General features: G+C 66.4%; 20 protein-coding genes. 7 read left to right on the top strand and 13 right to left on the bottom strand.

Translation table 11 applies throughout. From position 1 onward, the window contains the following. Positions 1–102 precede the first annotated feature (102 nt). A complete protein-coding gene (locus tag ACQP2U_RS31990; RefSeq protein WP_397032504.1) occupies positions 103–984 on the bottom strand; it encodes a hypothetical protein in 882 nt (293 codons plus the stop codon). A 367-nt stretch (positions 985–1351) separates the two neighbouring features. Here ACQP2U_RS31990 and ACQP2U_RS31995 point away from each other — a divergent pair, with 367 nt between their 5' ends. Further along, a complete protein-coding gene (locus ACQP2U_RS31995) occupies positions 1352–1834 on the top strand; it encodes an adenosine-specific kinase (RefSeq protein ID WP_433710846.1) in 483 nt (160 codons plus the stop codon). A 111-nt stretch (positions 1835–1945) separates the two neighbouring features. Here ACQP2U_RS31995 and ACQP2U_RS32000 read toward each other — a convergent pair whose 3' ends face one another. Continuing rightward, positions 1946–3103 (bottom strand): NADH:flavin oxidoreductase, encoded by a 1158-nt coding sequence (locus ACQP2U_RS32000; protein ID WP_433716645.1) that lies wholly within the window; start codon positions 3101–3103, stop codon positions 1946–1948. Continuing rightward, positions 3103–3678, bottom strand: a complete 576-nt coding sequence (locus ACQP2U_RS32005) for a TetR family transcriptional regulator (RefSeq protein ID WP_433710847.1) — start codon at positions 3676–3678, stop codon at positions 3103–3105. The genes ACQP2U_RS32000 and ACQP2U_RS32005 overlap by 1 nt, the downstream gene beginning before the upstream one ends. Before the next feature lie 135 nt (positions 3679–3813). Here ACQP2U_RS32005 and ACQP2U_RS32010 point away from each other — a divergent pair, with 135 nt between their 5' ends. Then, positions 3814–4191, top strand: coding sequence for a DUF488 domain-containing protein (locus tag ACQP2U_RS32010; RefSeq protein WP_433710848.1), 378 nt, complete (start codon positions 3814–3816; stop codon positions 4189–4191). Between the two features lie 4 nt (positions 4192–4195). On the opposite strand, the gene hrpB is transcribed toward ACQP2U_RS32010, so the two are convergent. Next, complete coding sequence (gene hrpB, locus ACQP2U_RS32015; protein ID WP_433710849.1) at positions 4196–6613, bottom strand: ATP-dependent helicase HrpB; 2418 nt, start codon at positions 6611–6613, stop codon at positions 4196–4198. 293 nt (positions 6614–6906) lie between these two features. Here hrpB and ACQP2U_RS32020 point away from each other — a divergent pair, with 293 nt between their 5' ends. Further along, positions 6907–8061: an FIST signal transduction protein gene (locus tag ACQP2U_RS32020; protein ID WP_433710850.1), complete on the top strand. Its 1155-nt coding sequence runs from the start codon at positions 6907–6909 to the stop codon at positions 8059–8061. Further along, entirely contained in the window at positions 8058–8807 is a 750-nt protein-coding gene (locus tag ACQP2U_RS32025) for a Mut7-C RNAse domain-containing protein (RefSeq protein WP_433710851.1), read from the top strand. Before ACQP2U_RS32020 ends, ACQP2U_RS32025 begins: the two co-directional genes overlap by 4 nt. Positions 8808–8910: 103 nt before the next feature. On the opposite strand, the gene ACQP2U_RS32030 is transcribed toward ACQP2U_RS32025, so the two are convergent. Then, on the bottom strand, positions 8911–9753 hold the full coding sequence (locus ACQP2U_RS32030) for a helix-turn-helix domain-containing protein (protein ID WP_433710852.1): 843 nt from the start codon (positions 9751–9753) through the stop codon (positions 8911–8913). 69 nt (positions 9754–9822) lie between these two features. On the opposite strand from ACQP2U_RS32030, the gene ACQP2U_RS32035 reads away from it, so the two are divergent. Together ACQP2U_RS32035 and ACQP2U_RS32040 are read left to right on the top strand one after the other, a co-directional pair. Next, positions 9823–10803, top strand: a complete 981-nt coding sequence (locus ACQP2U_RS32035) for an alpha/beta fold hydrolase (RefSeq protein ID WP_433710853.1) — start codon at positions 9823–9825, stop codon at positions 10801–10803. Between the two features lie 79 nt (positions 10804–10882). Beyond that, a complete protein-coding gene (locus tag ACQP2U_RS32040) occupies positions 10883–12124 on the top strand; it encodes an FAD-dependent monooxygenase (protein ID WP_433710854.1) in 1242 nt (413 codons plus the stop codon). Here ACQP2U_RS32040 and ACQP2U_RS32045 read toward each other — a convergent pair. Further along, a complete protein-coding gene (locus ACQP2U_RS32045) occupies positions 12070–13176 on the bottom strand; it encodes a HEAT repeat domain-containing protein (RefSeq protein WP_433710855.1) in 1107 nt (368 codons plus the stop codon). The genes ACQP2U_RS32040 and ACQP2U_RS32045 overlap by 55 nt on opposite strands. Beyond that, on the bottom strand, positions 13170–13817 hold the full coding sequence (locus ACQP2U_RS32050) for a HEAT repeat domain-containing protein (RefSeq protein WP_433710856.1): 648 nt from the start codon (positions 13815–13817) through the stop codon (positions 13170–13172). Before ACQP2U_RS32050 ends, ACQP2U_RS32045 begins: the two co-directional genes overlap by 7 nt. A 321-nt stretch (positions 13818–14138) precedes the next feature. Here ACQP2U_RS32050 and ACQP2U_RS32055 point away from each other — a divergent pair, with 321 nt between their 5' ends. Continuing rightward, on the top strand, positions 14139–14708 hold the full coding sequence (locus ACQP2U_RS32055; RefSeq protein ID WP_433710857.1) for a hemerythrin domain-containing protein: 570 nt from the start codon (positions 14139–14141) through the stop codon (positions 14706–14708). Between the two features lie 39 nt (positions 14709–14747). Here ACQP2U_RS32055 and ACQP2U_RS32060 read toward each other — a convergent pair whose 3' ends face one another. The 6 genes from ACQP2U_RS32060 to ACQP2U_RS32085 are packed head-to-tail and all read right to left on the bottom strand — an operon-like array spanning position 14748 to position 20155. Next, on the bottom strand, positions 14748–15188 hold the full coding sequence (locus ACQP2U_RS32060; RefSeq protein ID WP_433710859.1) for an SCP2 sterol-binding domain-containing protein: 441 nt from the start codon (positions 15186–15188) through the stop codon (positions 14748–14750). 55 nt (positions 15189–15243) lie between these two features. Further along, positions 15244–15948: an LppX_LprAFG lipoprotein gene (locus tag ACQP2U_RS32065; protein ID WP_433710860.1), complete on the bottom strand. Its 705-nt coding sequence runs from the start codon at positions 15946–15948 to the stop codon at positions 15244–15246. Continuing rightward, positions 15945–17573 carry a fatty acyl-AMP ligase gene (locus ACQP2U_RS32070; protein ID WP_433710861.1) on the bottom strand — a complete coding sequence of 543 codons (1629 nt, stop codon included), beginning with the start codon at positions 17571–17573 and terminating at the stop codon, positions 15945–15947. The genes ACQP2U_RS32065 and ACQP2U_RS32070 overlap by 4 nt, the downstream gene beginning before the upstream one ends. Continuing rightward, the gene (locus ACQP2U_RS32075) at positions 17574–18578 is read right to left on the bottom strand and encodes a DUF1702 family protein (protein ID WP_433710862.1); all 1005 of its coding nucleotides are present in this window, start codon (positions 18576–18578) and stop codon (positions 17574–17576) included. A gap of 30 nt (positions 18579–18608) precedes the next feature. Next, complete coding sequence (locus ACQP2U_RS32080) at positions 18609–19346, bottom strand: ABC transporter permease (protein WP_397032536.1); 738 nt, start codon at positions 19344–19346, stop codon at positions 18609–18611. Beyond that, the gene (locus ACQP2U_RS32085; RefSeq protein ID WP_433710865.1) at positions 19343–20155 is read right to left on the bottom strand and encodes an ABC transporter ATP-binding protein; all 813 of its coding nucleotides are present in this window, start codon (positions 20153–20155) and stop codon (positions 19343–19345) included. The genes ACQP2U_RS32080 and ACQP2U_RS32085 overlap by 4 nt, the downstream gene beginning before the upstream one ends. Positions 20156–20212 lie beyond the last annotated feature (57 nt).

Consider the following 20212-nt stretch of genomic DNA (forward strand, 5'->3'; position numbering starts at 1 on the left):
ACAGTCGTGGTCCTGCGATCTCACCCGTTAGTCGGGATTCTCGGGTGCCACTGTTACCCGGCCAAGTGTGCGCCCACGGGATCCCGTGGGCGCGGACTCGGATCAGGAACAGCTGCCGCCGGAGAGTTCGTCCAGATGCTGGGAGATCACCGTGGCGAGTTTGTCGAGGATGTTGATGCCGTCGGCGAAGGTGCCCGAATCGGGTTGAGTGGCGACGGCGACCGCGATCTGACCGCCCGGCCCCTGGATCAGACCGAATTGGCGGACGAGGTAGGAGCCGGAGGTGTCGGGCCCCCAACCGCCCTTGAATTCCGCGCCGGTGAGTTCGCCGAGGCCCCAGCGCTGACTCGACGTGATCTGCTCCATCAGGTCGATCACGCTCGAGCTCTCTTGCAGGCATGGCAGCCGGGAGGCGAACCGAACCTGTTCGGTGAGCGCCCAATCGGCCTGTCCGAATGCGGAGGCATCGGAGCGGGTCTTGGTGGCGGGCACCGTGGTCTTGGTATCGCCACCTTCGCGCAGCACGGCCTCGACCGCCTTGGCGGCGTCCTGAGCGGTGCCCAGGGACTGCCAGAGCGTATCGGCGGCGGCGTTATCGGACTGGGTGATCGCGGCTGTCGCCGCGTAATTCGAGGTCGCCGAACTCTTGCGTTGCGAAGCGATGACCAGCGGCACCTTCATCGTCGACCAGGCGGGTCCGGTGGTCCAATCGCCGAAGGTCACCATCTTCTCGCCGCCGACCGGCATGATCGCCATGCCGAGCTTCGCGTGCAGACTCAACTGCAGTTCCTGGAAACCGGCGGCCAGTGTGCCGGGCACCGTGATCGATAGGTGCTGCTGGTCGGTGTGCGCGGCGGCCGCGGTGATGCTGGGCTCCGCGGAATGCTTGTCCGCGTCGGAGCCGCAGCCGACCACCATGAGAAGTCCGGCCAGCGCGGTACCGCCGACCGCTTTGCGCAGGCGCCGGGATAGCTCAAAATACATACTTCGACACATTCTCGTTTCGAACTCGCCCAGGTTCCGATGTCAACACGGCATCCCGACACCGTACTTGGCATTGATACCGACCGCCCACCGCAACCGCGCCGACACCGCCGAACCTTGAACAGCGACAACGGCTTACAGCGAGGTCAACCGGCATGTACACCGTAATGTGCCCGCCGGGCGCCGCTGGTCGTGCACGACCGCGCGCTGCCGCCCTCATCCGCGAACTTCTTGTGTACATCGCTTCGCAACGTACTCGACAAATCCGGCACAGCCCATTTTTCCTGGTACCAGAGGTACTGCGCGTCATCAAGGGACGGGCGTGTCACCCTGGCGCGCAGCCTCGAAGGCGGCGCAGGATAGTTCGATGGAGCTGACTTCGGTACACATCGATAAACCGGACGATCTCAATGTCATCATCGGGCAGGCCCACTTCATCAAGACTGTCGAGGACCTGCACGAGACACTGGTCGGGATCGGTCCGCATCTGCGTTTCGGGTTGGCATTCGCCGAGGCATCCGGGCCGCGACTGATCCGAACCTCCGGCAATGACGAGGATCTAACCGAGCTCGCCACCAACAATGCCGTCGCGGTCGGCGCGGGACATTCGTTCATCGTATTCCTGCGTGAAGGTTATCCGGTAAATGTGCTCAATGCGATACGACAGGTTCCCGAAGTTTGTGGAATCTTCTGTGCCACGGCAAATCCGGTCGAGGTCCTGATTGCCGAAACCGAATTGGGGCGCGGAATTATCGGAATTGTCGACGGTGGTGCGCCACTCGGCGTCGAAGGATCCAGCGACAAAGAAGCCCGCAAACAGCTACTGCGGCAAATCGGCTACAAGCTGTAGCACCAGCGGGTCAATTCTGGGCGCGAGCAGTCCCGGGACACCCGATCACCCACGTATCGGTGGCGGTGGATTTCGAGAGCGGTCCGCCACCAATACATCCTCGGTCAATTGTCAGACGAGCGGGCAGTGGGTGCGGGTGTAGATGGTGGGCATGCATTCGTTGCAGTGGATGCAGGCCGAGCGGGTGGCTCGGTCGGCTTGGATTCGCAGCACGAGGTCTGGTTCACGCAGGAGTGCGCGGCCCATGGCTACGAATTCGAAACCCTCGGCCATTGCCGTGCGCATTGTGTCGAGGTCGGTGATGCCGCCCAATAGGATCAGAGGCATCGACAGTTCTTTACGGAACTCGCGGGCGCGTTCCAGTAAGTAGGCATCGCGGTACGGGTATTCGCGGAGGAAGGCACGGCCCATGAGGCGGAAGCCCCAGCGTGCCGGTGCTGGAAGGACTTTCGCGAATTCCTTGCGCGGGGCGTCGCCGTGGAACAGCAGCATCGGGTTGAGCAGTGAGCTGCCCGCGGTGAGTTCCAAGGCGTCCAGTGCGCCATCCGATTCCAGCCAGGTGGCCACCTGCAATGACGCCGGGAGCGAAAGTCCGCCGCGCACACCGTCTTCCATATTCAGTTTCGCGGTTACGGCCAAGCGGTCGCCGACCGCCTCCCGCACGGCCAGTGCGACCTCCCGGGCGAGTCGAGCGCGGTTGACCGGCGATCCACCGTATCGATCCTTGCGCCGGTTCAGCAGCGGGCTCAGGAACGAACTCACCAAATAGTTGTGGCCGAAATGGATTTCCACCGCATCGAAGCCCGCCTGCTCGGCCAGTCGCGCGGCATTCGCGTAATCGGCTATGACCGTCGCGATTTCGGACATGTCCGGAACATGCATCGGACGCATACCGAGTGGGCTGAACATTCGGCTCGGCGCCAGCGCGGGTGCGCGATTGGATGCGGCATTGGCCACCGGGCCCGCATGTCCGATCTGGGCGCTGGCCGCGGCACCTTCGGCATGCACGGCGTCGGTGAGTTCGCGCAGCCCCGCAACGGCTTCCGGGCGCATCCAGATCTGGTGCCGGTCGGTGCGGCCGCCCGGCGATATCGCGCAGTAGGCGACCGTCGTCATCCCCACACCGCCAGCTGCGATTTCCCGATGGAAGTCGATCAAGTCATCGGTGACCAGTGCGTCTGGTGTTCGCCCCTCGAAGGTGGCGGCCTTGATCACTCTGTTGCGCAAGGTGATCGGGCCGAGCTCAGTTGGTGCGAATACTTCGTTCATCATTTCTCTCCCGCCGCGGTCAGTCCGGCGACCACGAAATCGCGCAGTGTGCGCACCGCCTCGTCGGACAGTTCGCGCTCCCCGGTGCCGATGCCGCCGAACTGCACGATGATCAAGTCGAATGCCAATCCCCAGCGCCGCCGACTTTCGCGTTCACTCAGTTCCGGCAGCAAACCGACCCAGGCGTCCATGCGGAACCAGTGCCGACGCCACATCGTCGGGTGCCGACCGAGGACGAATTGGGCGAGCAGCCGCAGATGCAGCCGCCCGACGGGATCGGCCGCCAATCCGATGAACGGCCCGATCACCGCATCCACCAGCGTCGACACCGAGCCGTGGGCAGCCGTCACCTCGGTCAGTCGTTCGGCCCACAATGACCCGAGCCGATCCTCCAGCAGGGCCGCCACCAGCGCTTCCTTCGAGCCGAAGTGATAGTGCACGGCAGCGGGATTGGCCCCGGCTGCCGCGCAGATCGCTCGCACCGAGACATCGTCGTACCGCTCGGTCAGCAAGAGCCGCTCGGCCGCGAGCAAGAGCCGCTCACGTGTGCCCGCCGCGGCCGCCTGTTCCACCATGACCGTAGTCAACCACGTTCGCATCATCGATTCAATCACTGATTGAATCGATGATGGGCGAACTACGACAGGCTTAACATGGGAGCTATCTCTACAGCTCCACGCGAGGAGAAAAGACCAGCTCAGGACGGGAGCATGATGACCGAGCACGTCACCTACCGCAGAATCTATGAAGCACCGATTTCGTCGGACGGGACTCGCGTACTCGTCGATCGGGTCTGGCCACGCGGGATCCGCAAGGAGGACGCGCACCTGGACGAGTGGATGCGCGATATCGCACCGTCGACCGAACTGCGCAAGTGGTACGGACACCAGCCCGAGCGCTTCGCCGAATTCCGTCGCCGATATCTGGCCGAACTGCGCGATAACCAGCACCGCGCGGCCGTCGCGCAACTGCGCGAGATTGCCCGCGCACATCCGGTGACCTTATTGACCGCCACCCGCGACGTCGACCACAGCCAGGCCGCCGTTCTCGCGAAATGGATTGCGACAGAATCCAACTCGCCGGACTGATCCCTTAGCCGACGTTACGGGCGGTACCACGGTGAGCTGGCACACTCGTCGGATCCTCCGGCCACGCATGCTTCGGGTAGCGACCACGTAGATCACTGCGTACCTGCGGCCATCCGGTGCGCCAGAACGATGCCAGATCCGCGGTGATCGCGACCGGGCGTTGGGCGGGTGATAGCAGGTGCAGCACGATCGGCACTCGTCCAGCTGCCAGCGACGGTGTCTGCGTCCAGCCGAACACTTCCTGTACCTTGACCGCGAGCACCGGCGGGTCGGTCGAGTAATCGAGACGGATTCGGCTGCCCGAGGGCACCGGCAGGCGCTCCGGCGCGAGTTCGTCCATGCGCGCGGCATCCGGCCACGGCAGCAGGCGACGCAACGCCTGTCCCGCATCGATGCGGGCGAGGTCGGCGCGGCGGTGCGCGGTGGCGAGTTCGGGGCCGAGCCAGGTGTCGACATCGGCGAGCAGTGATTCGTCGTCGACCGGTGGCCAGGGCGCGCCGAGGGTGCGATGCAGGAAGTCGAGGCGCTGACGGAGGGCGATCGCGTCGGAATCCCAGTGCAGCAGAGCGAGTCCGATCGAGTTCAGCCCGCGTCGCACGGCCGCGCTGAGCAATTGGCGATCCGGATCGCGAATAGGACGCTCCGACAATACAATCGAACCCAGTCGTTCGATCCGCCTGGCGACCACGTCACCGTCGTCCCAATCCACCTCATCCGCGATCTCGAGCAGATTCGACGCCGCACGGCGGGCGAGCTTTTCGTCGGCGACCGCGGCCAACCGGATCAGCCCCTCGGAACGCCCCGGATCGCGTGTCGCCACCGCGACTGCCAGCCATTCCGCATCACCCAACCCGGAACCCGGCGGCAGGGTCACCGCCGTGCCCCCGGCCATCAAATAGCTTGTCGAGCCAGGACTGCGCCGCCGTGCCAGACGCTCGGGATGCGCAAGTGCGACGACGAAAGCCGGATCGTCGCCGCCGTCCGTCGCGTCGACCAACCGCGACAGGCGCTCGACTTCTCGCCGCCAGCGCGGCGGCCGCTCACGACGCAACGCGCGCAGACCGGCGACGAGATCGACACCGGGCACTAGGGTGTCATCGTCGAGGACCGCCACCAGTTCCGCGGCCGACCGGCTGCCGACCTCGGCGGCACCATCCAGTAGCGCTCGCGCCAATCGGGGATGCAATCCGACTCGCGCCATATGCCGCCCGCGCTCGGTGACCTCTCCTGATCCGGTCACAGCACCCAACGCGCGCACCACATCTCGGCCGGCAGCCAGTCCACCCTGCGGCGGCGCATCCCACCATGCGAGGCCGTGGCCATCGGGTGTGCCCCAGCAGGCGAGTTCCAATGCCAGACGCGTCAGATCGGCAGTACGAATCTCTGGCTCCGGGTAGGCGGGCAGCGTGCCGTTCTCGTACTCCGGCCAGCAGCGCCATACCTTTCCCGGCGCCTCACGTCCCGCGCGCCCAGCGCGCTGCTCGGCCACCGCGGCCGAAACCCGAACTGTCGCAAGGCCGGATAACCCGCGCCCCCGATCGATGCGCGGCACCCGAGCAAGCCCCGAATCGACCACGGCACGCACACCGGGCACCGTCAAACTGGACTCGGCCACCGCCGTGGACAACACCACGCGCCGCCGTGCACCGGGCCGCAATGCAGCATCCTGACCAGCAGCGGAAAGCCTGCCGTGCAACGGAACCAGATCAACCTCTACATCGGCCAGCAGATCCATGGTCCGGCGGATTTCGGCTGCTCCGGGTAGGAAGACCAGCACATCCCCGTCCACACCGGAGAGCGCCGCCCGAGTCGCACGGGCCACCTGCGCTTCGCCACGCTCCCTCGGCAACGGCGGAACGTACGCCGTCTGCACCGGATAGGCCCGCCCCCGCACTTGCACCACCGGCGCACTACCCAGTAGCGCCGAAAGACGATCGGCCGCAACGGTTGCCGACGTAGCAAGCACTCGTAGATCGGGCCGCAAACCGGCCCGCGCATCCAGCAGCAACGCCAAAAGCAGGTCCGCATCGAGATGGCGCTCATGACATTCGTCGAGGACAACGACATCCGCGCCCGCCAACTCGGGATCGCCCTGCAACCTGCGCACCAACAACCCGGATGTGACCACCTCGATCCGGGTCCGGGCACTCACCCGCCGATCTCCGCGGATCGAATATCCCACCGTCTCCCCCACCGGCTCACCCAACAACGCGGCCATCCGACCAGCTGCCGCCCGCGCCGCCAACCGCCGCGGCTCGGCCACCACAACCCGCCCGACCGTCGCCAACGCCAACGGCACCAACGTCGTCTTCCCGGTTCCCGCAGGCGCGACCAATACGGCGGTGCCACGCTCGGTCAATGTCGCGACGATGTGATCGAGCGCGCCGCGCACCGGCAGATCGGGAAGTTCGGGGAGTTTCATTGCCAACCAGTCTGCAGCCCGGCACAGAGAACCCGGTAATCCCCCGCGTGCTGGCAGCGCACGGCGACCTCTGCGTCCGCGTCCGGTCCACACCCTCCGAACGGTGGGACCGGAACCAACTGCGGGACGCGGCATCGCGCCAGATCAGCCGGAGACGCAAGGTCGCCTATCGATGCACACGCCTGCGAGGACCATATCCACCGCTCTGACGGCGTGTTTTGCCCTACTACCTCTGAAATACCTTGTGCAGCAACATTATCTGCGCTCGCAGCGGGGTTCGCTACGATGGAGATGTGCGGATCGGAGTAGGGCTCTCCACCGCGCCGGGAGCGTGGCAGGCAGGTGTGGAAGCCGCAGCGCACGCACGCGATCAGATCGCGGGCGAGTCGCCGTCGCTTGCTGTGCTGCTCGCATCACGAGCACATACCGACGATGCCAGGGCCGTACTCGCCGCGGTCCACGAGACGGTCCGGGTGCCCGCACTCGTCGGATGTGTGGCGCAGGCGATCGTAGCGGGCCGCCGTGAGATCGAGGACGAGCCCGCCGTGGTGGTATGGCTGGCATCCGGATTGCCCGCCGCCGAGACATTCCAGCTCGACTTCGTCCGCACGGCGACCGGAGGGCTACTCGCGGGCTACCGTTTCGACCAGGCCGCCCGCGACTTCCATCTGCTGCTGCCCGACCCGTTCTCGTTCCCGGCCGACATTCTGCTCGAGCACCTGAACACCGATCTGCCCGGCATCACCGTGATGGGCGGGCTCGTGAGCGGCGCGCGCGGGCCGGGCGGCTGCAGGCTGTTCCACGACCACGATGTGCTGACCTCCGGCGCGGTCGGTGTGCGACTTCCCGGACTGCACGGTGTTCCCATCGTGTCGCAGGGCTGCCGACCGATCGGCTATCCATATATCGTCACCGGCGCGCGTGGTGCGTTGATCACCGAATTAGGCGGCCGGCCGCCGATCGCGCGGTTGCGCGATATCGTCGAGATGCTGCCGTTCGACCAGCAGGAACTCGTGGCAAACGGGTTGCAGATCGGCATCGTGGTCGACGAGCATCTGGCCGTACCCGGGCAGGGCGATTTCCTCATCCGCGGCCTCATCGGTGCCGACCCGTCGAGCGGCGCGATCGAGATCGGCGAGCTCGTCGAGGTCGGCACGACCGTACAGTTCCAGGTCCGCGACGCGGTCGGGGCGGATGAAGATCTGCGTGCTGCCCTCGTCCGAGCGGGTTCGGAGCTGCCAGGACGTCCGGCGGGTGCGTTGCTGTTCACCTGCAACGGACGGGGTCGCCGGATGTTCGGGGTCGCCAACCACGACGCCGCCGCGATCGAGGACCTGCTCGACGGCATACCGCTGGCGGGCATCTTCGCCGCGGGCGAGATCGGCCCCATCGCCGGCCGCAATGCGTTGCACGGATTCACGGCATCGATGGCGGTATTCGTCGAATGAGCGTCGACCTGCGGGTCTATGCCGAGCTGAACGATTTCCTACGGCCCGACGAGCGGTACACGCTACTACGTCGACCGTTCCGTCCGCACCAGAGCGTGAAGGACGTCATCGAGGCGGCCGGCATCCCGCATACCGAGGTCGACCTAGTGCTGGTCAACGGCCAACCGGTGACCTTCGGCCAGCACCCGCGCAACGACGACCGGATTACCGCCTATCCCGTATTCGAAACCCTGGACATCGGCCGGGTCACCAGGGTGCGCCCACACCCACTGCGCGAGCCGCGCTTCCTCGCCGATGTCAATCTCGGCGGCCTCGCCAAGTTGATGAGGCTGATGGGCCTGGACGTGCACTGCCGATGGGACGCCGACGATGCCGCACTTGCCGAGCTGTCGGCGGCCGAGCACCGGATCCTGCTCACCCGCGACCGTGGACTGCTGAAGCGGCGGAACATAACTCATGGCGTCTACATCCGGTCGGACCGGCCGCTCGACCAGATCGTCGAGCTGATCCGACGGCTGGACCTCGCCGAACGCATGGTGCCGTTCACCCGGTGCCTGCGCTGCGGTGGCGCCGTCGTCGCCGTCGCCAAAGCCGAAGTCGAAGATCGACTCCAACCGCTCACCCGCCGCCATTGCGACACGTTTCGCCAGTGCCGCGACTGCGGGCGGATCTATTGGCAGGGCTCGCATCAGGTCCGGCTCAACGCAACGGTGGACGCGATCCGCACCAGCCTGAACCAATGCTGACCCCCGGGGCGAGCACGGCCCCGGATACCTGCTTATCGCCGCCCGGTCATGTACTCGCCCGCTCGTGCTGAGCACCGCCCGGAACTGCCGGTCATCGGCTCGGTCAATTGGTCGAAGGCACGTCAGCACGTGGCGGCCATGCGATGTCGTCGACGGCCAGCCAGGATTCGCCGACCACGGCCGTCGGTGTGACGCCGGTGAACGCGACGATATCGCGGTGCAGGTGGGATTGGTCGGCATAACCGCTGTCGGCCGCGACCCGGGCCGGGTCGATGCCTGCGGCGAGGCCGTGGACGGCTCGGTCGAAGCGGATCAGCGTCGCCGCTCGCTTGGGCGGCAAACCGACTTGCGCTTGGAACCGGGACCACAGTCGTTTGCGGCTCCAACCGACCTCGTCGGCCAACGTATCGATCCGGACCAGGCCGTGCCCGGCCCGGATCCGCCGCCAGGCCAGGACCACTTCCGGATCGGGTGCCGGTCCGGCGCCGCGGCGGCGCGCGAGCAGCGCCTCGACGAGCGCGAAACGCTCTGTCCACGAAGAGGTTTCGGCCAGCCGCTCGCGGATCCGTGCTGCCTCCCGGCCCCACAGGTCGTCCAGAAGTACAACAGCATCGGTCAATTCGGCGAGGGAGGCGCCCAGCACGGCACCCGCGATCAACGGTGACAACCGCACTTGCACGCATTCGATCTGCTCGCCACGCACGCGCCGCGTCCCGGCTCCGAGACCGGTGGCGAGGCTGCCCCGCCACTGTCCGGCGCTGTCATCCACGATGGGCGAACGCGCACCGAAGTCCAGCACAAGTGTCGCAGCGGGATGCGGAAGTGTCCGCTGGTCAACAGGATTCACCCCATGATCGCGGAATCCGGCCATGACGACGCCGGGTATCCGGCTGGGTCGCGACGGACAGACGACATCCCACACAGGTTCCGGCCGTGTGAAGCGCACCCCCACATGCTGGACGCTCGGGAACATTTGTTCAATACACTGTCCCCCACCAGGGGCGACAGTCGAAGGGTGATTTCACCTGTACTGGACAGCCATTCGTACACCCACCGGCACCGAGGAAAACACCGAAGGCACCGCTGCGTCGCCGCGGCGATTGTCGGCGCGATTGTCGTGCTGCTGCTGGGCAACTCGGTGGTGACCGCGCACCAGAGCGCCGCGGCCACCGACGAATCGACACTGACCGTCGACGGTCAGGACATCCATGTCAGCCAGGATGGACCCGCCGGCGCCCCCGTCCTGGTCCTGATCCACGGGCTCGCCGCATCCACCCACTGGTGGGACCGGCTGGTACCGCTGCTGACCGACTCCTACCAGGTCATCCGCATCGACCTGCTCGGACACGGCAGCTCGGCCAAACCCGATGGCGGCGACTACTCGATCCCGCAGCACGGCAACCGAGTCGCCGCGGTGCTGGAACAGCTCGGTATCCGGCACGCCATCGTTATCGGCCACTCCACCGGCGGCGCGGTCGCCACCTCCCTCGCCGAACAACACCCCGACCTGGTGACGGCGTTGGCGCTCATCGGCACCGGCCCCACCCTCGGCGACGACATTTCCGAAACTCCCGCCAGTCGGCTGCTCACGACTCCGGCAGTCGGGGAAGCGTTGTGGCGGTTACGCACCGACGGCCTGCTTCGTCAAACCATGACCAACGCCTTCGCCACCGACGATTTCCCGATCCCGCAGCAGTTCGTCGACGACCTGAGTGGCATGACTTACCACGCCCTGACCGCGACCGCGGCGGCCAGCAGCGACTATCTGAACCAGCGCACCCTTCCGGACCGGCTGACCGCCCTCGGCAAACCCCTGCTGGTGATCTTCGGTGAACAGGATCGCCGGTGGCGCTACTCCACCTCCACCGCCGCATACCGCACCGTTCCCGGCGCGACGGTGGTAACCGTGCCGGGGGTCGGCCACTCTCCCCTGGTCGAAGATCCCACCCGAACCGCCGAAATCCTGTTGTCCTTCACGGGCATCCAGATCTCCTGAGCCCGGACCGAGCGCCGTGATGGCAAGAACCGCGGCGCATCCGTCGATCAAGAATTCTCGTCAAGTAAGGAAACTGCTCATGCGGATTCTCATTTCCGGTGCCAGCGTCGCCGGTCCGGTGTTGGCGTATTGGCTCACCAGGCACGGCTTTTCGGTCACCGTTGTCGAGCGCGCGACAGCGCTGCGCAAAACCGGCGGCCACGCGGTCGATCTGTTCCGGCCCGCGATGGATATCTCGGAGAAGATGGGCGTGCTCCCGCGCGTCGAGAAGCGGGCCACCGGCACGAAACGGATGACCCTCTACCCGGAGGGCGCACGGCGTCCCGTCGGGGTGGACGTGGCCAAGATCTTCGGCGCCGCCTCCGACCGACACGTCGAGATCATGCGTGACGACCTGAGCGAGATCTACTACGACACCACCCGCGAGGACGTCGAGTATGTCTTCGGCGACTCGATCACCGCGATCTCACCCGAGGGCGAGGTGCGGTTCGAGAACGCCGCGCCGCGCCGCTTCGACCTCGTCGTCGGCGCGGACGGGCTGCACTCCAACGTGCGCCGCCTCGTCTTCGGCGACGAGTCCCGCTTCAGCGCCTTCATCGGGGCATATCTCGGGGTGCTGACCCTGCCCAACGGCTTCGGTCTAGACGGGGAGCTCCGCATGCACGTCGGTGTCGGCCGCACCGCCGGTATGTACGGCGCGCGGCACCTCGGCGAGGCGCGGGCGTTGTTCCTGTTCCGCAGCGAGCGCGAGCTCGATTACCACCACCGCGACGTGCCCCGGCAGAAGGAGTTGCTGCGCAATGCGTTCGGCGGCATGAACGCCGAGGTGGACCACTGGCTCGACGAGCTCGAACGCACCCCGGCGTTCTACTTCGACTCGATTACCCAGCTCCGTATGGACACCTGGTCGCGGGGGCGGGTGACGCTCGTCGGCGACGCGGGCTACTGTCCGGGCCCCGCCGTCGGCGGCAGCACCACCCTGGCCGTCGTCGGCGCGTACGTCCTGGCCGGGGAGCTGGCGCGGGCGGGCGGCGACCACGAGCGCGCCTTCCCTGCCTACGAGCGCGGGATCGCCGAGCATGTGCGCGGCAGCCACGCGGTCGCACTGAGCGCAGCGAAGACCCTGATCCCCACGTCCCGCCTCGGCGTGTCAGGACTGGTCCAGGCCACCCGCCTGATTTCCGCGCTGCCGGCAGGGCCGAGCCGCGCCTTCGTCCGCCTCGCCACCAGGAGCGCACGTCTCTACAACTCGATGACCGTCGAGGACTATCCGCCCTCACCGGTCGCGTCAGCAGGCCGGAGCGGGCGCGGATCGGAGTAAGGAGCGCTCAGCGTCCCGCAGCGGTGCGGCGACGACGCGCCATCGTCGGACCGTGCTTCGAGCGTTTCCACGAGGGCAGAGGCGATGAGGGCGACGGCGCGATCATCGTCGTGGGCCAGTTGCCGCAGGGTATCCAGCGCGATCGTTCCTGGCATCTCGGCGAGTGCCTGGGTCAGTCGTATCCGCACCGCCGAGTTCGCCGCGTGTGCGGTGAACTCGTCGACCAGTGCGCTCATGATCCGGTCCGCCCAGTCCGCGTCCCGCGCCAACGTTCCCAAGAGCTCGGCCGCCTCGACATCGTTCGGACCCTCGACCACAGTGCCGACGAGTCCGGGCACCGCCCGGGTCACGCCCCGCGCACCCAGTGCGAGGGCAGCATGTCTACGGACTGTCGCGTCCGCGTCCTCGAGCGCGTCCGTGAGCACCGCGGTCGCCTCGTCACCCGGTAGCTCGGCGAGCGCCAGGACCGCGCGCCGCCGGACGTCGACATCCGCCGAGACCATGCCGGATGCCACCCTCGCCACCCCGTCACCACCGGCCCGGGTGAGGGCCCACCGCAGGGCCCCGGCAACGTTCGGATCGGATTCGGTGAGAACCGCCTCGGCCAGCATCTCGGCGGGCACCGGCACATCGTCGGCCAATGCCAGGACGGCCTGCTGCCGCCGGGCCGCACTCTGCGAACCGAGTCCGTGCAGAAGCTCGACGATGCGCAAGACGTCTTGCCAGTCCGAGGGCTCGGCTGCATCAACCCTACGGAGGCGCTCGAGCAGTTCTCGCTCCCCGCTCAGTCGTTCTTCGGTCTTCCGGATGAGGTCGCCGACCAGTCCGGACGGGGTGAAGCCGGGGCCGTCGAGCGCGCGTCCGATCTGGCTCAGTGACAGTCCCAGGGAGCGCAGCCCCTCCACATGGAAAATCCGCCGGATGTCTTCGGGAGAGTACTCCCGGTAGCCACCCACGGTGCGGCCGGTCGGTCGTACCAGCCCGAGGGCGTCATAGTGCCTGAGCATCCGGGCGCTGACTCCCGAGCGGTGCGCCACCTCGCCGATCAGCACGCAGTTGTCTCCTGCCGGTCCAGCCCCAGCGCGACGACCCGTCTCGCCGCACCGATGGCGAGGTCGAATCCGGCATCCGGGTCACTCAGGAGCCTGTCGGTAGCGTTCGCGTGCGCACGCACCGTCGGGTCGTGACTTGCCATCGCCTTGCGCAGCACCGGCTCGATCACGTCACCGAGCGCGACCAGGGCACGGCTCAGACTCAGTTGTACCTCCCGGTCACCGCGGCCGAATTGGGTGGCCAGCTGCGTGGCCAGCCCGTGCTTCTCCGGGTCGGGCACGAGAACTACAGCAGCGCGCCATGCACTCCGCGCGACCTCGTCGTCGGCGTCCTGCAGCAATGACCGCGTGATTGCCGACCATGCGTCCCTGTCCCCGATCTTGGACAGCGTGTGCAGCGCTTGGCTGCGGGCCTGTGCACGTTCGGAACGAAGCTCCGCGCGCAGTTTCGGGACCGTGAGCTGCGACGGAAGACGAGTCAGGGCCCATGTGAGCATGTCGCGCACGAAGAAGTCCGGCTCGATCGCGCACCGTTCTACCAGTGCATCGACGAAACCGGGCTCGGGCCGCGTGCCGAGTGCCAGAGCCACCGCGAGCCGTGTCGACGAGTTCCCAGCCGCCAATGCGTCGAGCAGTCGCATGTCCCGGGGATTGCTGTGTGTCGAATTAATGGGGACCACCTCCGGCAGCCAGTGAAGGCCTTCACACAGTGACAATGTCAAGCGCGCGGGCGACATGTCGTGGATGTCGCTGTACGCCATCCACGACATTGGTCTGCCGGTGGGCACGCGATCCCTGGACGGTGCGGCCGACGCGGATAGCGTGGCGGCACGTTGGTGCGTTAGCAGCGGGGCGTCTCGGAGGTGCGTTATCGTCGGCTCCCTAGGGGATATGCCAGCTGCTCGAAGGCAGTCTGCCCTGACGTTCAGTACTGACCTGAAATGCGGAATCAGGGAGGAATTGTGGATATTACCGAGCTGATCCTCGATGACCACCATGAACAGCGGCGGCTGTTCGCGATCCTGGAGCAGATTGATCGCGCGGAGACCGGGGCGCTTTCCGCGATCTGGGACAGGCTGGCCGCCTTCCTCGAGCTGCACGCGCAGGCGGAGGAGGAGATCTTCTATCCCGCGCTGCTGCAGGCGGGTATCGCGGCCCGGCGCGCCGGCGGGGTGGAAGACGAGACACTCGACGCCATCCACGACCACAACCAGATCAGGGACGCGATCGCCGAAGTGGCGCATCATCAGGTCGGCACCGATGGCTGGTACGCGGCCGTCGCGGCGGCCAACGCGGCCAATAGCGATCACATGGCCGAGGAAGAACGCGAGGGCCTCACCGACTTCCGCCGCCTGGCCGGGCTGGCGCGTCGCCACCAACTGGCCGTCGCGTTCGCCGCCTACGAGGCGCGCAACTACGCCGGCGTCCAGCCCGTGGACAAGGATCCCGTCAGTTACATCCGCGAAGCGGAGAAGAAGCCGCGGACCGCTGCGAGCGGATCGCTGAGTGTCGGCACCCTGAAGCGGAACTGACCCGCAAGACCGGACGCTGATTACGACGGACGCACCCGACTAATCCGTGTTGAACAGCTTCTCCACTCGCCTGGCGAACAGTACGTCACCCTTGACACGCAGCTTGCCCGAAAGCATCGATTTCGTTCCCGACGCTTGCCCGGAGAGCAATCGCAGGAACAGCACATCGCCCAGCGTCAACGACACTGTCGGTTTGACCCCTGCCGGCGCCTTCGTCACGGTGCACGCACCGTTGCGAATGGTGACCAACCACTCGTCGGGAGTCTGTCCTACTCGCCACAGCACGGTGGCATCGACCCCGCGTGCCTCCTCGATACTCAATCGGTCCGGCATGCGCAGGAAGACGGTGTCGAGCATGGTGCTTCGTAACTCCGGATCAGCCAGCGCGGCGCGCAACTGCTCATCGGAGGTACTGGTGATGAGGTTCTTGAACTCACCCGGCGAGACTTGCGCGGGGTCGATCTCGGTGATGTCGTCCATCGGATTCCCTCCATCGGCCGCCGAATGGCTGCGGCGCGTTCGTTGTGATGTCGAGCTAGCTGCGCGGATCGGCGACATGGACGGTACGGTTGACGTCGCTGACCCGCACATCGAGCACGGATTGCGATGCGGGCTCCCCCTGACCGATGACCAGCCGCGTCGCGACCGGCTCGTGTCGGCCACCCACCTTGAACCACACGGTCAATGTGCCGTCCGTGATGACGCTCGGTACCACCTGCCCGATGTCGTGGGCGGCGACGAGTCCGGTGACGCGGAACGCATCGACGTCGCCCACCGTCTCCCTGGCCTCGGTCTGCACGGAAGTCATCGATGACAGTAGGTTCGCGACTCCTCGGTGCGGGTCGATCAGCGTGGTGGGCAACGGATTGGCCGCCCCGTTCTGCTGTGGCGGCGCCGGCGCGAATCGCCCGGAGGCGTCGCGGGTGTAGATGGTCGAGTCGATCTCGACGAAATCGAGGCGGGCATCCCCGAATGCCGACGGCACCACGAGCTGTCCTTTCGCTCGCGCGTCACCGTGACGGACCACATCGGCCGACATGGCCCGCACATTCACTCCGCTCAGGGGCGCGCCGCTGAGTTGCAAGGTGACGTGCGCGCTTGTCGTCGCACGCGCCGCCGCGGCGGCGTTGCGCAGTAACTGAGCGGGCCGTGGCAGACCGCCATCGGCGGTACACGCGGTGCCGCCGAGCAGCAGCATGGCGGCCGCAACGATGCCGATACCGGCGCGTCGGCCGGTCATCGGATCAGGTGGGCGGAGTTCGTTCGGCGCACCTTGCCCGACGGAGTCTTCGGTATCGACCCCGGACTGACAACGGCAACCGAGCGCGGTGTCGCCCCCACGCTGTCGCGGACGACGCGGGTCACCTCCCGTTGGATGCGTGCGACGTGCTTGTCGTCGTTCCAGTCGGCGGACTCGACGGCGACCGCGAAACCCTCGCGGATTTCCCCGGGTTCGAGTCGCACGGCGACAGTGTTGCCGCGTCGGACACCCGCCACCGTCGCGGCGGCGCGCTCGATGTCGGTGGGGAAAATATTGCGGCCGCCGACGATAATGGTGTCCTTCTTACGCCCACACACGACGATCTCCCCCGATTCGGTCAGGTAGCCGAGATCGCCGGTCGGCAACCATCCCTCGTCGTTTCGTGCTGAGCTGTAACCGTTTTCGGTGAAGTAGCCATCGGTGACCGCGGCACCGGAGATGAAGATCTCGCCGACCGTACGCGGCCCGACAGGTGCTCCGGTGTCGTCCAGCACCCGTGCCTCGACACCCGGCACCGGCGTACCGAGCGTCACGAACATCCGGGCGTCCGCATCGTCGGTCGGCTGCGCGTAACCCGCCGTCTCGATGGCGTCGGGTCGCACGGCATCGGTTCGCACACCGAGACCAACCGGACTGAACGACACCGCGAGCGTGGCCTCCGCCATACCGTACGCGGGCACCACCGCACCGGGGGAAAGGCCGAAGCGTGCTCCGGCCTCGATGAATCGCGCGATCGCTGTCGCATCGATCGGTTCGGCGCCGTTCAATGCGAACCGCATACTCGACAGGTCGAAGGCCCCGTCCGGAGCCAATTCCATTCGCCGTGCCGCGATCTCGTAGGCGAAGTTGGGCGCGGCGGTCATCGTGCCGCGATACCGCGTGATGAGATCCATCCATACCAGCGGTGCACGCAGGAAATGCGTCGGACTCACACACACGACCTCGACCCCGAACTGCAACGGCGTCGCCACGAAACCGACCATGCCCATGTCGTGGAACAGCGGAAGCCAGCTCACACCGATCTCGTTGGCCGGATCCATGTCGGCGCCCCGTGCGATGGCACGGCCGCTGGCGTACAGGTTGGCGTGGGTGATGGCGACGGCTTTCGGGGTACCGGTGGACCCCGAGGTCAGCTGAAGCAGCGCCAGGGTGTCATCCGGAACATCGGCAGGCTCCAACGGTGTCGACGCACCGAGCCGCGCGATCGACACACTCGGCACATCGTGCTCGGCGAGTATGGTCGCCGCGCTGTCGAAAGGGGTTCCGATCAACACCAGTTTGGCGTCGATGACATCGAGGGATCTGACCGTGTCACGCGCCCAGACGGTGAGATCGGTTCGGTGCGTCGGTTGATGCAGCATGGTGGCCGAGGCTCCGAGCAACCAGCAGGCCAGGACCGATACCACGACGTCCTCTGGTTCACCGGCGAGGATGGCGACCCGCGACCCCATGGACGCGCCCTGGTCGGTCAGCGACTGCGCGGCACATCGACTGTGCCGCAACAACTCCGACCACGTCTTGCGGCCCAGCGCATCGGGCTCGCCGTAGGAAAAGCCCCGGTCGGAGCTGCTGTTGGACAGTACGTCATCGATAAAGCGCGACATCTAAGCTCCTCGTGGTTGATCGACCGCGTGCAATAGCGTCGGTGGCGCGAGGCGCTCACGTAACCGGCGTCGCCATTGCTCATAACCGGGCTCGCCGGTACTGAACGATTGGGTGCTCGTCTCGTCGACAACCGCGACGACCGCATCGACATCGCGATCACAGAGCACTCGTGCCGCCGACACCGAGCATTCCGGTATGTACCCGGCATGTGCCCTGGCCTTGATGGCGAACGCGGCACCCTGCGCCATATCCGCGGCCGCGAGCCCGGCGCGTCGCTGCGCCGTTCGCACGTCGGACTCCGCGACTCCGCCGAGATAGGCGATGGCCGCGCCGATGCCGCTCCACAGGTCGGCTCGGCGGTGTGGGTCCATGCGGTCGATCCGGTCGGCGATCGCCGCCAAGTCCGCGTCGTTGACGAAGTACAACGCTCGTCCGACGCCCTGATCGACTGCGCGCAGGAAGTAGGAACTGTCCCCCTCCCACGAGTACGGCTTGGGCCGCCATTGCCTATCGATCCATCGTGCCGTGTGGAAAAACGCGCCGTCGAAACCGAATCCGTCGGCCGCCAGCCAGGTCAGCCGCGACAACACCGCATCCTCGCCGAGGTTCGGCGTGCACCGTCGCCACAGGAACCTCGGCAGGCGCGGCATCAACAGCCCATAGCCGACATAAGCCATATAGGCGTGTGGGGCGCCCGGGCCCTCGACGAATCGCCGGGCCAGATGTCGCCGCCGAAGGCCGATGAGGTCGCGGGTGACGAGCGCGGTCACCGCCCCTTCGTAGGCCAGGCTGCGATAGAACGGGTCGATATGGTCGAGGGCCGCTGCGAGGTCATCGATGTCGGCGATGTCTGCGCCCATCTCGAAACCCCGGATCACCGCTACGCCGACCTGTTCGAGCGTGTTGGTTATCGGCGCCGAGGTCGGGAAGCCGCGCCGCGCGAACAGTGCGTCGGCTCGGGTGGGCACGGGCAGTATTCGGCGAAGAACGCGAAGTGCTGGCACGTGGGAGCTCCTGCTGCGATCGAGTGGTGATTACGAACTGCGTCGGCGTAGCGTTACCGCGCCGGTGAGCAAGGAGGCCGCGGCGAAGGCCGCCACGACAGCCAGATCGATCCACATCGTGGTGGTCGGGTGTGGGTATGTACCGATTTCCGTGAGTCCCTGCGCGGCATAGCGCAACGGCACGACGTTGCTCAACCCCTGCAAGAAACCGCTCATCTGCTCCCGTGGCCAAACAAGACCGCAGAGCAGCAGCTGCGGAATCACCAACGCGGGCATGAACTGCATTGCCTGGAACTCCGACTGCGCGAACGCACTGGTCAACAGACCGGTCGACGAGCCGAGCACGGCCGTCGCGATGACGATCAGCAGCACTGCCGCGATGGACCCCTGCGATTCGAGCCCCAGGAACTGATAGGCGACCGTGGCCGCGACCGCGGCCTGCACCACGGCGACCGCGGCGAAGGCCAGTCCGTAGCCGAGCAGTAGATCCATCTTCGACAGTGGCGTGCTCATGAGTCGTTCCAACGTGCCGGTGGTGCGTTCACGCAGCATGGCGACGCTGGTGACCATGAACATCGACACATACGGGAAGATGCCGAGCAGCATCAATCCCAACTGGTCGAAGATGTCGGGACGACCGTTGAAGACGAAGCGCAGCAAGGTCAGCAGCACGCTCGGCACCACGAGCAGTAGCCCCACCGTGCGGCGGTCGTGGCGAATCTGGGTGAGCACACGCGCGGTGGTGTGCAACAGCATGTGGGCATTCACAGCGAAACCTCCGGCCGGGTCTCTTCGGAAACCTGATGAGTCGCAACGTAATTCACGGTGGTGGACGATCGTGCACCGTCGCCGGACTCGATCAGCCGCAGGAAAGCGCCCTCTAATGTGTCGGCTCCGGTTCGCCGCAGCAAGTCCGCGGGGTCGGAATCGGCGAGCACGCTGCCCTCCCGCATGAGCAGCAGGCGATCACAGCGTTCTGCCTCGTCCATCACGTGGCTGGACACCAACAACGTCGTGCCGCCATCGGCCAGGCTGTGAAAGGAAGCCCACAGGTCGCGGCGCAGCACCGGGTCGAGGCCGACGGTCGGCTCGTCGAGCACCAGCAGCTTGGGCCGAGCGATCAGCGCGCATGCCAGCGACACCCGTGCACGCTGTCCGCCGGAAAGCTTGGCGGCCAGCGTGTCTCGGTAGGTGAGCAGCCCGACGTCCTCGATGGCCCGATCCACCGACTCGGACTTCGCCCCGTACATCACCCCGAAATAGCGAACATTCTGCCGAACGGTCAGATCGTCGTAGATCGACGGCGACTGGGTCACGTAGCCGACGTCACGGCGCAGCCGCCGATGCCCGGCCGGTTGACCGAGCACGGTGATCGTGCCCGACGACAACTTCTGCACGCCGACGACGGTGCGCATCAGGGTGGTCTTGCCGCAGCCGCTTGGCCCGAGCAAACCGGTCACCGAGCCTTGGCCGACGGTGAACGAGATGTCGTCGAGGATCGTTTTCCGCCTCCTTCGCACAGTCACCGACCGGACGTCGATCGCACGCGACGACGAGTCGGCATCCGAGGAATTCATCGGGCCGATCACCTCACTTTCAGACAGTGGAAGGATGTGACACTGTGCGGGGCGGCC

Source organism: Nocardia sp. CA-084685 (assembly GCF_050955785.1).
In the GTDB taxonomy this organism is placed as follows: domain Bacteria; phylum Actinomycetota; class Actinomycetes; order Mycobacteriales; family Mycobacteriaceae; genus Nocardia.